This is a genomic window from Bacteroidota bacterium (assembly GCA_038746285.1).
Lineage (GTDB): Bacteria > Bacteroidota > Rhodothermia > Rhodothermales > JANQRZ01 > JANQRZ01.
On record JBCDKT010000019.1, the window covers coordinates 41,420 to 54,699 of the forward strand.

9 protein-coding genes are annotated in these 13,280 nt (G+C 69.3%); 4 read left to right on the forward strand and 5 right to left on the reverse strand.

Annotated elements, in window-relative coordinates; translation table 11 throughout:
* Positions 1–26 precede the first annotated feature (26 nt).
* From AAGI91_08185 to AAGI91_08195, 3 genes are all read right to left on the reverse strand, one after another.
* Positions 27–1,337, reverse strand: coding sequence for a pitrilysin family protein (locus AAGI91_08185; protein ID MEM1042592.1), 1,311 nt, complete (start codon positions 1,335–1,337; stop codon positions 27–29).
* Positions 1,338–1,377: 40 nt separating this feature from the next.
* Complete coding sequence (locus AAGI91_08190; GenBank protein ID MEM1042593.1) at positions 1,378–2,691, reverse strand: pitrilysin family protein; 1,314 nt, start codon at positions 2,689–2,691, stop codon at positions 1,378–1,380.
* A 202-nt stretch (positions 2,692–2,893) separates the two neighbouring features.
* Positions 2,894–5,974: a DNA polymerase I gene (locus tag AAGI91_08195; protein ID MEM1042594.1), complete on the reverse strand. Its 3,081-nt coding sequence runs from the start codon at positions 5,972–5,974 to the stop codon at positions 2,894–2,896.
* Positions 5,975–6,135: 161 nt separating this feature from the next.
* Between AAGI91_08195 and AAGI91_08200 the strand changes: the two genes are divergently transcribed.
* The 3 genes from AAGI91_08200 to AAGI91_08210 are packed head-to-tail and all read left to right on the forward strand — an operon-like array spanning position 6,136 to position 9,481.
* On the forward strand, positions 6,136–7,683 hold the full coding sequence (locus AAGI91_08200) for a hypothetical protein (protein ID MEM1042595.1): 1,548 nt from the start codon (positions 6,136–6,138) through the stop codon (positions 7,681–7,683).
* 44 nt (positions 7,684–7,727) lie between these two features.
* Positions 7,728–8,798, forward strand: a complete 1,071-nt coding sequence (gene rfbB, locus AAGI91_08205; GenBank protein MEM1042596.1) for a dTDP-glucose 4,6-dehydratase — start codon at positions 7,728–7,730, stop codon at positions 8,796–8,798.
* Positions 8,795–9,481, forward strand: a complete 687-nt coding sequence (locus AAGI91_08210) for an HAD hydrolase-like protein (GenBank protein MEM1042597.1) — start codon at positions 8,795–8,797, stop codon at positions 9,479–9,481. Before rfbB ends, AAGI91_08210 begins: the two co-directional genes overlap by 4 nt.
* A 6-nt stretch (positions 9,482–9,487) precedes the next feature.
* On the opposite strand, the gene AAGI91_08215 is transcribed toward AAGI91_08210, so the two are convergent.
* Together AAGI91_08215 and AAGI91_08220 are read right to left on the reverse strand one after the other, a co-directional pair.
* Positions 9,488–10,366 (reverse strand): fructosamine kinase family protein, encoded by an 879-nt coding sequence (locus tag AAGI91_08215; protein ID MEM1042598.1) that lies wholly within the window; start codon positions 10,364–10,366, stop codon positions 9,488–9,490.
* Positions 10,363–10,878 carry a low molecular weight protein-tyrosine-phosphatase gene (locus AAGI91_08220; GenBank protein ID MEM1042599.1) on the reverse strand — a complete coding sequence of 172 codons (516 nt, stop codon included), beginning with the start codon at positions 10,876–10,878 and terminating at the stop codon, positions 10,363–10,365. The genes AAGI91_08215 and AAGI91_08220 overlap by 4 nt, the downstream gene beginning before the upstream one ends.
* A gap of 344 nt (positions 10,879–11,222) precedes the next feature.
* On the opposite strand from AAGI91_08220, the gene dxs reads away from it, so the two are divergent.
* The gene (dxs, locus tag AAGI91_08225; protein MEM1042600.1) at positions 11,223–13,169 is read left to right on the forward strand and encodes a 1-deoxy-D-xylulose-5-phosphate synthase; all 1,947 of its coding nucleotides are present in this window, start codon (positions 11,223–11,225) and stop codon (positions 13,167–13,169) included.
* Positions 13,170–13,280: the final 111 nt, after the last annotated feature.

Genomic DNA, 13,280 nt, shown 5'->3' on the forward strand with positions numbered 1-13,280 from the left:
CCCGGCGAGGCCGCGCAGCAGGTGGGTCATCCCGCGTGCTGCGCAGGAAGCGTGCCGGCGACGGCGAGGTGCAGCCGCTCGGCGTCGAGGTGACGGGCGATGGCGGTGTTGACCTGCTCCACCGTCAGCGCGCCGACGTGGCGCGGGAAGTCGTCGAGGTAGGCGACCCCGAACCCGCGCTCGGCGTTCGTCAGGAGCGCCCCGGCAAGGCCGCCGGTCGTAGCGAGGCCGACCTTGTAGGCCCCGGTGAGCGTCTGCTTCTTCTCCTCCAGTTCCGCCTGTGTGATGCCGCCCTCGACAAAGAGGCGCGCCTGCTCCCGCGTCGCCTCAATGCCACGCTCCAGGGCGTCGCCGCTGAGCGTGACCGCGATCCGCCAGTAGCCCTCGTACTCTACGCGGACGCCGGAGAGCGCCGAGCCGATCCCGTAGGTCAGCCCCTGCTCGTCGCGGACGGTGCTCATCAGGCGTGCCGAGAAGTTGCCGCCGAGGACGTAGTTGCCGAGGTGGAGCGCGAGGAAGTCGTCGCTGTCGCGGCGGAGCGCGACGGGGTGCCCGAAGCGGACGTCGAGGTTCTGCCGGTCGGCGATCTCGACCTCGACCCGGCCCGGCGGCCCGGCGTCGGCAGCCGCGGCGAAGGAAGCGGCGGCGGTCGGCACCGGCCAGTCGCCGAGGGTGTCGGCCGTGAGACGGGCGGTGGCCTCGGGGTCGCAGGCCCCGGCGAAGGCGACGAGGAGGCCGCGCCCGCCGAGGTGCGCCGCGTGGTAGGCCCGCACGTCCTCGACCGAGAGCGCCTCCAGCCGGTCCAGCATCGCCCCAACGTCAGGCTGGAAGTTGGGGTGGTCGGCCGGGTAGAGCCGGCGCGCGAGTGCCCCCGACGCCTGGCTGCCCGTGTTGTCGAGCGAGCGGCGGAGCGAGGCCGCGTGCTGGGCCTTGACCTTCTCGAACTCGCCCGCGTCGAAGAGGGGTTCGCGGAGCTGCTCGGCCAGGAGCGCAAGCACGTCGGGGAGATCGTCGCGGAGGGCCCGGCCGGAGAACCCGCACCGGACGCCGCCCGCGTTGAAGTGGAGTTGGACGCCCCGGTTCTCGAGCGCCTCGGCTACGGCGAAGCGGTCGCGCCGGAGCGTGCCTTTGTCGAGCATCATCGTGACGAGCTTCTGCTCCAGCTCCTCTGCTGCTCCGAAGTCCGGCAGCGTCTCGAACGAGCCCCGGAACGAGACCACGCGGTCCACCGGCGTCGGCAGCGTGAGGACGCGCGCCGCGCCGGCGTCGGCTTCGTGGACGCGCTCGGCAAAGGCATCGGGTTTTTTGTTTCTAGTTTCTAGTTTGTAGTCGGACACAGGGGCAAGGATTGATGAGCGGGAGACTAGAAACCGAAAACTAGGGACCAGAAACTGGGTCGTAGACCCCAACGGTCAGGCGGTCGCGGTCGAAGAGGCGGCGGGCGGCGGCCTGCACGGCCTCAGCGGTGACGCGCTCGATCCGGTCGAGGTAGGTGGTGTAGAGCGTCCAGTCGCCGGCGGCGACGGCCTCGTTGAGCTGGGAGGCGATGGCGTACGGCCCGTCGCGCCCGAAGGCTTCCTGGGCGACGACCTGGTTGCGGGCGCGCTCGATCTCTGCCTCCGTCAGCCCCTCGTCGGCGACCGCCTGCAGCGTCTCCCACAGCGCGGCCTCCACCTCGGCGTGGGTCACGTCGGGCGCGAGCGCGCCGTAGACGATGAACAGGCCGGGGTCGCGCAGGCGCGGGGCGTAGGCGAAGACGCTCGTCGTCAGGCCCTGGTCGGTCAGGCGGCGGTAGAGGCGGCTGCTCTTGCCCGACCCGAGGGCGACCGAGAGCACGTCGAGCGCGTCGGCGTCGGCGTCGAGCGCGGCGACCGACTTGAACCCGAGCATGACCGCCCCCAGCTGCCCCGCTTGGCGGACCGTCACGCGGCGCTCGCCGGCCTGGGGCGGCTCGGCCGTGACGGGGTGCTCGAAGGCGTCCGGCGCCGCCGGGATCGCCCCGAAGTGCTGCTCGACAAGGTCGAGGGCGTCGGTCCGGTCGAAGTCGCCGATGACTGAGGCTGTCGCGTTGTCGGGCCAGTAGTAGGTGTCGTAGAAGTGCCGCAGCCCGGCGGCGGTGACGGTCTCCACGTCCGAGCGCCAGCCGATGGTCGGGTGCCCGTAGGGGTGGGCGAAGTAGGCCGTCGCGTGGAGCGCCTGGAGGAGCTTGCGCGTGGGGTCGTTCTCGCCCCGGTCGAGTTCGTTGAGAACCACGGTCCGCTCGCTCGCGAGGTCCTCGTCGCGGACGCGCGCGTTCCGCATCCGGTCGGCCTCGACCTCGACGGCGAGGCCGAGGTGCTCGCTCGGGAGGAGCTCGAAGTAGTTCGTCCGGTCGAACCACGTCGTCGCGTTGACGGCGGCGCCGACGCGCTGGAGGGTCGGGAAGATGGCGGTCCCGTCGTCCTTGTTGTAGCGCGCCGTCCCCTTGAACATGAGGTGTTCGAGGAGGTGGGTCGCACCCGTCAGCCCGGCACGCTCGTTCCGGCTCCCGACGCGGTAGGTCACCATGAACGTCACGACCGGCGCGGCGGCCTGCGGCAGCAGGAGCACCGTCAGGCCGTTGCTGTCCAGGCGGTACTCCTCGATCCCGCCGGAGGCTTTGACGAACGTGAAGGCGGGGTGCTCGGCGGAGGTCGGGTCGGTGATCTGCATAGGGTGCGGGGGCTAGAAACCAGGAAACCAGCACACGCACCGCCCGCGAGAGGTTCCACCTGCGTCTCGTGCTGCTACAGGCTCACCCTGACGGGCTTGTCATCCCGAACTCGGTTCAGGATCTCGGAGCCACGCTTTAGATCCCGGATCGGGGTCCGGGATGACAGCGGAGGGGGCCCGTCAGTCTCAGCTTGCCGGAGGACTAGTGCGCGTCGAGCCAGTTGCTTCCGAAGCCTACGTCGACGACGACCGGCACGTCCAGCGGGAGCGCGCCCGTCATCGCCTCGCGGACGAGGGCCGCCATCCGGTCGCGCTCGTCGTCGGCGACCTCGAAGACGAGCTCGTCGTGGACCTGGAGGATCATCCGCGAGGCCAGCCCCTCGGCGGCGAGGCGCTCGTGGATGCGGATCATGGCGATCTTGATCATGTCGGCCTGCGTCCCCTGGATCGGCATGTTGACCGCCGTGCGCTCGGCGAAGGCGCGGTCGTTGGGGTTGCGACTGTTCATCTGCAGGTAGTACCGCCGTCGGCCGGTCAATGTCTCTGCATAATGATGCATGTGCGCCAACTCCGCCTTCTGAGACCTCGCTCTTTCAATCAGTTCGTCCGCAAAAGAAGCGACCCGGGGGAAGGCAGCTTTGTACTCATTGATCAATTGCTGCGCCTCGCTGTTGCCGATGCGGAGGCGCTGGGCAAGCCCGAAGGCGGAGATGCCATACGGGATGCCGTAGTTGACCTGCTTGACCCGGTCGCGCTGCGCCCGCGTCACGTCGCCGTAGGCCACCTCGAAGACGCGGGCCGCCGTCGCGGTGTGGATGTCCTGCTCCTGCCGGAACGCCTCCACGAGGTCGGGGTCGCCCGACATCGAGGCGATGATCCGGAGCTCGATCTGCGCGTAGTCCGCCGCCATCAGCACATGCCCCGGCTCGACGACGAACGCGCGGCGGATCTCCTTGCCGAGGTCGGTGCGGACCGGGATGTTCTGGAGGTTGGGGTTCGACGACGAGAGCCGGCCGGTCGCGGTGACGGCCTGGTTGAAGTCGGTGTGGACGCGGCCGGTGTCGGGGTGGATTAGTTCGGGGAGCTTGTCGACGTAGGTCGACTTGAGCTTCGAGACCTTGCGCCAGTCGAGCACGAAGGCCGGGAGCGGGTGCTCCTGCGCGAGTTCGGCGAGCACCTTCTCGTCGGTCTTCGGCTTGCCCGTCTTGGTCTTGCCGAGCGGCTGGAGGCCAAGCCCGAACGTCGGGGCTTCTTCGGCGAGCTGCTTTTTGGTCTTCGGCTTGGCGTCAGGGTCGCCGGCGACGGTGCCGGCCTCGTTGTCTTTCACATCCTGCACCCACTGCTCGTACGCCGCCTTCTCCTCGCTAGAGGGCGGGTCGTTGAAGAGGACCTCGCCGAGCTGCTTCGTGGAGCCGATTCCAAACGTGCGCCCGGCCTCGGCGTAGACCTGCGCCTCGAGCTCGGCGAGCTGCGCGTCGAGTTGGGCGCGGATGTCGGCGAGGACGCCCTCGTCGACCTTGACGCCGGCCATCTCCATCTCGGCGAGGACCGGGACGAGCGGGAACTCGATCTCCTCGGCGATTTGGAGGAGCCGCCCTGCGCCGTCGTCCATCTTCTTCAGCTCCTCGGAGAGCACCGCCACGAGGCGGAGCGCGATGTCGGCGTCCTCGCAGGCGTAGGGCCCCACGTCCTCGACCGGCACGTCGCGCATCGTGAGCGCGTTCTTGCCGGTCCCGATGAGGTCTGAAATCGGCTGCGGGCGGTAGTTGAGGTGGAAGCTCGCCACGTCGTCGAGCTTGTGGCTGGCCTCGGGGTTGAGGAGGTAGTGGGCGATCATCGTGTCGAAGACCGGCCCGCCGACGGCCACGCCGTGGCGCCGCATCACGACGAGGTCGTACTTGACGTTGTGCCCGACTTTGGGGAGGTCGGCGTTCTCTAGCGCCGGGCGGAGCGCGTCGAGGGTCTTGGGCGTGGCGGTGCCGTCGGGGAGCGGGGTCGGGACGTAGACCGCGGCCTTCTCGCGCTGCGCGAGCGAGACGCCGACGAGCTCGGCGTGCATCGGGTCGGTCGAGGTCGTCTCGGTGTCGAAGCTGAGGCGCTCGGCGCCGCGGACGGCGTCCTCGGCGAGGCCGAGGTCGCCCTGCTCCCAGACGGTCTGGTAGTCGACGGCGTCCTCGTCGAGGGCGACGACCGGCTCGTAGGGCCCGAAATCAAACTCGAGCGCGGGGTCGTTCTCGGGGAGCAGCCTCGCTTTGCGGGGGCCGCCGCTGGAGCGCTGGCGGACGCGGCCCTCGGCGTAGTCTTTGGCCCGGTTGCGGAGCCGCGACCCAAAGCCGACCTCGTCGAAGAGCGCCTCGAGTGCGCCCAGGTCGGGGTCGGTGCGGCGGAGCGTGTGCCAGTCGAGCGGCGAGCCGTCGGGGGCAGCAAGAGGGACGTCGGTGCGGATCGTGACGAGCTGCTTCGAGAGGCGGGCGTCGTCGGCGTGGTTCGTCATGCCTTCGCGGGCGCGCTTGCCCTTGAGGTCGGCCGCGTGCTCGATGATCGTCTCGACGGTGCCGTACTCCTGGACCAGCGCAACGGCCGTCTTCTCGCCGACGCCGGGGACGCCGGGGACGTTGTCCGCCGTGTCCCCGATGAGCGCGAGCAGGTCGATGAACTGGGCCGGGGCGAGGCCGCCGTATTTCTGGGCGAACGTCTCGGGGGTCTCGCGGCTGAACGCCTCGCCCTGATACGGCGGGCGGAGCATCGAGACGCGGTCCGAGAGGAGCTGACGGAAGTCCTTGTCGGCCGAGAAAATCACCGCGTCCACGTCCTCCGCCTCGGCGCGCTTGGCAAGCGTCCCGATCACGTCGTCGGCCTCGACGCCCGCGGCTTCGAGCACGGGGATGTCGAAGGCCTCGACGAGCCGCTTGATGAGCGGGATGTTGCTCTTGATCTCGTCCGGCATCGGCGGGCGGTGCGCCTTGTAGTCTTCGTAGAGCGTGTCGCGGAAGGTCGGGGGCCCGCCGATCGTGTCGAAGACGACGGCGATGTGTTCGGGCTGGTGCTCTTCGAGGAGCTTGAGGAGCGCCCCGGCGAAGCCGTAGAGCGTCCGCGTGTCGGTGCCGTCGGGGGCCGTCAGCGAGGCGTTCTTCATCGAGAAGAAGGCGCGGTAGGCGAGCGCCATCGCGTCGGCGAGGAAGAGGGTCTCGCGGGCGTCGCCGCCGTCCGGTTCGGCAGCGTCCGGCTCGGCGTCGTCGAACGGAATGTCGGGGCGGGGCGAGAAGAGGTCGAGCTCGGACATCGTGGGCAGTCAGGGGCAGTCAGTCGAAGGGGCTGGAAGCTACGCCCGCCGGGTGACAGCGGCGCGGCGCGGCTGGAGGCGGATTCACGCCGTGTTACTCCGTCGCCTGACTGCGCGACTCGTAGGTTGCTCACCTCTGTCTACCCACATCACCTGTCTCCATGCACGCATTCCGCTGGCTCACGCTCGCCCTCCTCCTCCCGGCCTCCGCCTTCGCTCAGTCCGAGGTCTCCTCCGTCTCCGACCCCATTCGCCCGAACCGTGCGCCGCTGGCTTTGACCGAGGAGGTGCCTGCGATCTTTCACCTCGGGCTAGGCGATCCCGCTGCCCTCTTCGTCAACCCAGCCCGGGCCGCGCGCGCCAGGCAGCGCTTCGTCTATGGCACACTCCGCGCGGACGGATCGCCTGAGTATCCGGTCTCGTTCGCTGGTCTTTTCGGCTCTCGTGACCGGCGCTGGCTCATCGCCGTCGAGAATGGTGTAGCGCTCGACGGCAATGAACGGACGCAGACCACTACATTCGAGATGCTCGATTCCGACCTCACTCGAGAAGAAGTGACCCAGTTCTCCAACGAGGCTGAGTCGGTGCTGACGAGCACACGAGCGCGCCTGCTATTCGTCAGCCGTACGGACTTCGGGGGGGTGGCCTTCGGGTTGTTCGGTGGCTATCGCCACACGTCGAGCGAGCTAGTCGAGACGCGAGACGTCGAGAGAACCCTTCGGCAAACCACGTCCTTCTCGGAAGTCACGGATGTGCGATTCGACGAAGAACGCCTCAGGCGAGACTTCCGACTCGACGGGTACGGCGTCGGTGCCGAGGTCGCGTTTGCCGGCCGGACGTGGGACCTGGCGGCCTCGGTCTCCTACCAGGGACGTGCCGATGACCTCGTGAGCGACGTTACGGACAACCGCGATGAGACCACCGAGGAAGACTTCGAGGACGGGAGGCGCGTGGTTTTCATCTCCAGGACGAATGTCGAGAACCGGACTAGCGTCGAGGGCAGCCCGAGCGCAGTAGACTTCGAACTGGTCGGAGCGCTGCGAACGGGTCGGGATCAGGAAGACTACCTCTTCGGGACGGTCGCCGGCACCTTCGGTAGCGGCAGCGTCGAGGCTGACTTCCGCAGTGCCACCTCCTTCTTTACCCGCCGCGACGAAGACGGTGTGATCACCGAGACTATGAACGGCACCGAAGTGGGCGGAGGCGAGGAAACGGATCTAGCGACTCGTGCGACGGAGGTGTCATTGGGCTACGTCTTCGCCCGCAAGCGTCGGGGGGTAACCGTACTCGCGGCCGTCAACCCGGTCGGTACGTTCGCACATACGGAGGCCGTAGCCATCAGCGGCTTCAGTCCCTCCCCACTTCCCTCGCGGCAGGAAACCGATGCAACCACGCTGGCGCTGCACCTGCCGCTCTTCGTCCGCTTCAACGTGTCGAAGCGACTCGAGGCTTTTGGCGGCGGGACCTACGCCTACGCGTACAACCGGACAGAAACGGAGAGCAGCCCGATCCCGCTCGGCGACGAACCCGACCTATCCAACATATTCGAGGAAACGCTTGAGCGCACGACCGAGCAATTCTCGTCGGACGGGCGGCTCTATGCCGGAGCGGTGATGACCTTCCGCTCAGGTCTTACCGCGCAGGCTGTCTTCCGGGGTGACCTCGCGGAGATAGACCGCTGGACTGTCTCGCTAGGCTACCGGTTCTGAGCGGCGGGCGTAGTTTGCCCTTCTCTGAACCTCCCGCCGCTCGCATGCACCAGCCACGGTCCGTCCTCGTCACCGGCGGGGCCGGGTTCATCGGGTCCAACTTCCTGCTCGCCCTCGTCCCGCGCTGTCCCGAGGTGCGCTTCGTCAACCTCGACCTGCTGACCTACGCCGGCAACCTGCTCAACCTGCGCGCCGTCGAGGGCGCCCCGGGCTACGCGTTCGTGCGCGGGGACGTCGCCGACGCCGACCTCGTCCAGCGCCTCTTCGCCGAGCACGACTTCGACACGGTCGTCCACTTCGCCGCCGAGAGCCACGTCGACCGCTCGATCCTCGATCCGCTCGCGTTCGTCCGCACGAACGTCGTCGGGACGGCGACGCTGCTGGAGGCGGCGCGGCAGGCGTGGAGCACGCCGGCGGGGATACGGGACGACGTGCGCTTCCACCACGTCTCGACCGACGAAGTCTTCGGAACGCTCGGCGACACCGGTGCCTTCGACGAGGCGACGCCCTACGACCCGCGCAGCCCCTACTCCGCCTCGAAGGCCGGGAGCGACCACCTCGCGCGGGCCTACCACCACACCTACGGCCTGCCGGTCACGGTCTCGAACTGCTCGAACAACTACGGCCCGTTCCAATTCCCGGAGAAGCTCGTCCCGCTCGTGATCCGCAACGCGGCGGCGGGCGCTCCGCTCCCGGTCTACGGCGAGGGCCAGAACACGCGCGACTGGCTCCACGTCGCCGACCACGTCGACGCCCTGGACCTCGTGCTGCGCGCCGGCACGCCGGGCGAGACCTACGCCGTCGGCGGGCGGGCCGAGCGGCGCAACCTCGAGGTCGTCGAAACGCTGGCCGACCTCGTGGACGCCCACCTTGGACGCGCCCCAGGCACGGCGCGCGGCCTGATCACCTTCGTCACCGACCGGCCGGGCCACGACTGGCGCTACGCCATCGACCCGTCGAAAACGGAGCAGACGCTGAACTGGCAGCCGGCCCACTCGTTCGAGTCAGGGCTGCGCGCGACGGTCGACTGGTACCTCACCCACCCGGCATGGCTGGACGCCGTCGCCGACGCCTCCTACCGCGCCTACTACGCCACCCAATACGATTCCCGATGAACCTCCTCCTGTTCGACATCGACGGCACGCTCCTGACCACGAACGGCGCAGGCCGCGGGGCCGTCGAGTCCGCCCTCGCCGAGCTCACCGGCCAGCCGATCTCGGCCGACGGCATCTCGTTCTCCGGCAAGACGGACCCGCAGATCCTGCGCGAGGTGCTGACCCAGAACGGCGTGGACGCCGCCTGGACCAACGGCCGCTTCGCCGAGGTCGTCGAGTCGTTCCGGCAGACGATGCACCGCCTCTTCGACCCGGACGGCACGGACGAACTCGAAGGCGCGGCCGCGCTCGTCGAGCGCCTCCATGCCGACGACCGGGTGCAACTGGCGCTGCTGACCGGTAATCTCAGCGAGATGGCCTACCTCAAGGTCGGGGCCATCGGGCTCGGCGAGACCCACTTCCCGTTCGGGGCCTTCGGGAGCGACGCCGAGGACCGCAACGCGCTGCCGGCGATTGCCGTGGAGCGCGCCCACGCCCACGGCGACCGCTCGTTCGAGGCCGGCGAGGTGATCGTAATCGGGGACACGCCGCGCGACATCGCGTGCGCCCGGGCCTACGGAGCCCGCGCCGTCGCCGTCGCCACCGGCCGCTTCGACCGCGACGCCCTCGCCGAGCACGAGCCGGACGCCCTGCTGGACGACCTCGCCGACACCGACGCCGTCGCGGAGCTGCTGGTCAGCTAAGTCCTGTCAGCCGAACCGGCGCAGTGTGCCCTCGACGCCTGCGGCGTAGCCAGCGCCGAAGTGGTTGAGGTGGTTGACGAGGTGGTACAGGTTGTAGACCTCGCGCCGCTCGGGGTAGCCCGGCTCCAGCGGCCACGCAGCGCGGCAGGCGTCGTAGAACCGCCGGCCGAACCCGCCGAAGAGTTCCGTCATCGCGAGGTCCGCTTCGCGGTGACCGACGTAGGTTGCCGGGTCGATGAGCGCGGCGCAGCCGTCTGCAGCGGCGAGGACGTTGCCGCTCCACAGGTCGCCGTGGAGGACCGAGGCGGGCGGCGAGGCAGGCAGCAGGTCATCCAGCCGGTCGAGGAGCCGGCCGGCCGGCTCGTCCCACGCTGTGCGCCAGCGGCCGGTCTTGCGGGCGAGGGCGATCTGCGGCTCCAGCCGCTGCGAGCGGAAGAAGTCGGGCCAGCGCTCCGCCCACGCGTTAGCCTGCTCGATCCGTCCGATGAAGTTGTCGACCTCGAACCCGTAGCGGCGGTCCTTCGCCGCGTGCCGGTGCAGCACGGCCAGCCCCTCGCCAAAGCGCTGCCAGAACCCGTCGCCCTTCGCGCCTGGCTCGACCCAGTCCATCAGCAGGAACCCCGGCTCCGGGCCGCCGGCGTTCTGGGCGGCGATGACCTCGGGGATGACAAGCGGCGAGTCGGCAGCGCGCAGCGCCCGTAGCCCCGCCGCCTCAGCCTCGAAGGTCAGCCCGGCGTCGCCTCCGCTCCACTTCAGAAAAAAGCGGCCCTGCTCCGTGTCGATGCGCGTCGCGTTGGCGATGCATCCGCCGCCGACGGAGACGGCGTGCTGCACCGCGCCGACGTGCGCGCGGAGGCCGGCGGTGACGGACTCGGGGAGCGTCACGCAGTCTGCTCGTCGAGGTCGTAGATCTCCCGGAACCGGTCGAGGAGCGCCCGGCTCGTGCGCTCGACGATGTCGTAGACGCGCTCGAACCCAGCCTGCCCGCCGGTGTAGGGGTCCGGCACCTGGTAGTCGCCCGGCTCGGGGTCGAACTCGCGGAAGAGGCGCACGCGCGTCCCGTGGTCGCCCGACGGGTCGAGCGCGAGCGTGTCGTGGAGGTTCGACTTGTCCATCACGAAGACATGGTCGAAGCTCTGGAGGTCGCGGCGTTCGAGCTGGCGCCCGCGGAGGTCTTCGAGGCTGATCCCGCGCCGCCGGGCCGTCGAGCGCATCCGCGCGTCCGGCGGATCCCCGGCGTGCCAGGGCCCCGTGCCGGCGGAGTCGATCTCGAAGCGGTCGGCGAGTCCTTCGTCCTGGACGAGGTGCCGGAAGTAGCCCTCGGCGAGCGGGCTGCGGCAGATGTTGCCGAGGCAGACGAAGAGAACGCGGACGGGGTCGGAGGGCGAGCGGGACATGGCCAGGGCGAGTGGGTGAGGGCGAGCGCTTCTATGCGCGCCGGCCCCGGCAGGATGCAGAGAGCCTGTGGAAAGTGCGCCCGCGGCGCGGAATGGGAGGAGTGGGGCGAACGGGAAGAACGGGCGTTGGTGCCAGGCGCGAAGGTCCCAGTAGCTTTCTCGGCTTTTCTTTCCACTCCTCCCACTCCTCCCACTCCTCCCACTCCTCCCACACTCCTGCTCGCCTTTCAGTTTATATTGAAACCCGCTCCAGGCCGCTGCGTCCACGCCCGACCTGCCTGCCAGTATATTTCCCGGGCGGTGCCCGCTCCCGACGCTCTCCCCTCTCACCCTCTGCTTTGCTGATGCCCTCCGCCGATGTGATGTTCAAGCCCGGCACGCTCCTCGCCCAGATCGACAGCCCGGCGGACTTGCGGGCGCTGCCGGAGGACCAGCTCCCCCAGGTGTGCGACGAACTCCGGGACTACATCATCGACGTCGTAGCCGTGCACGGGGGGCACTTCGGCGCCTCGCTCGGCGTGGTCGAGATGACCGTCGCGGCGCACTACGTGTTCGACACCCCGCAGGACCAGCTCGTGTGGGACGTCGGGCACCAGGCCTACGGGCACAAGGTCCTCACCGGCCGGCGCGACAGCTTCCCCACGCAGCGGAAGTACGGCGGCCTCTCCGGCTTCCCGAAGCGCTCCGAGAGCGTCTACGACACCTTCGGCGTAGCCCACGCCAGCACCTCGATCTCGGCCGCGCTCGGCATGGCGAAGGCGCGCGACATCAAGGGCACGGGCGAGAAGGTCGTCGCCATCATCGGCGACGGGGCGATGACGGGCGGCCTCGCCTTCGAGGGCCTCAACAACGCCGGCACCGCGGGGAGCGATCTCCTCGTGATCCTGAACGACAACCGGATGAGCATCGACCCCAACGTGGGCGCGCTCAACGAGTACCTCGCCCAGGTCGCCAGCGGGAAGGCGTGGAACGAGCTCCGCGACGACGTGTGGCAGTTCTTCGAGAAGCTCCGCGGCGTCGGCGGCGGGACGCTCCAGAAGATCGCGGCGCGCGTCGAGAACGGCCTCAAGGCGACCCTCACGCCGGGGATGCTCTTCGAGGCACTCGGCTTCCGCTACTTTGGGCCGGTCGACGGGCACGACGTGAACGCGGTCGTGGACCGGCTCCAGAACCTGAAGGACCTCAAGGGCCCGATCCTCCTCCACACGCTCACGACGAAGGGCAAGGGCTTTGCCCCAGCCGAGGCCGACCAGGTCAAGTGGCACGCCTCCGGCTCGCCCTTCGACAAGGTCACCGGCAAGAGTCTCGCCGTGGCGACGTCCAATGGCACGAAGCCGCCCAAGTGGCAGGACGTCTTCGGGCGCGCCGTGATCGAGCTCGCCGAGGCCGACGAGCGCATCGTCGGCATCACGGCAGCGATGCCGAGCGGGACGAGCCTGAAGTACATGATCGCCGAGATGCCGGACCGGGCGTTCGACGTCGGGATCGCTGAGATGCACGGCGTCGTCTTCGCCGCCGGGCTCGCCACGCAGGGCCTCAAGCCGTTCGTGGCGATCTACTCGACGTTCCTCCAGCGCGCCTACGACGGCGTCGTCCACGACGTGGCGCTCCAGGACCTGCCGGTGGTCTTCTGCATGGACCGCGCGGGCGTCGCCGGAGCCGACGGGCCGACGCACCACGGCGCGCTCGACATCCCCTACCTCCGCTGTATCCCGAACATCGTCTGCGCCGCCCCGCTCGACGAGCAGGACCTCCGCGACCTGATGTTCACCGCCGCCGCCTACGACGACGGGCCGTTCGCCATCCGTTACCCGCGTGGGGCAGCCACGGGCATGACGCTCCGCCCGGACTTTGAAGCTATCGAGATCGGCACAGGGCGCAGGGTGGCCGACGGCACCGACATCGCCTTCCTGAGCTACGGCGCGATCGGGCAGTACGTCCACGAGGCCCGCGAGCGCCTGCGCGCCCACGGCGTCGATGCGGCCCACTACGACCTCCGCTTCTGCAAGCCGCTCGACCACGCCCTCCTCGCCGAGGTGTTCGCCAGGTTCGACAAGGTGATTACCGTAGAGGACGGCGTCACGGTCGGCGGGGCGGGCACCGCCGTCCTCGAATGGATGGCCGAGCACGCCGAGACCCCGGCCGACGTGCTCCGCCTCGGGCTCCCGGACCACTTCGTTGAGCACGGCTCGCAGCGCGAACTGCACGACGAAGTCGGCATCGGGCCAGACGGCCTCGTGGAGCACGCCCTCGCCTTTCTGGGCCAGGAACAGCACACCGAGGCCGCCTGAGAGGGCGCGCGCGGCCTTTCCGCCTGATCGGTTTCGTCTCTCTACCTGACTCACGGGCTCATCGCTGCTCCGCGTGCGGTACCGTCACAACGAAGGCACAAGTATTGCACA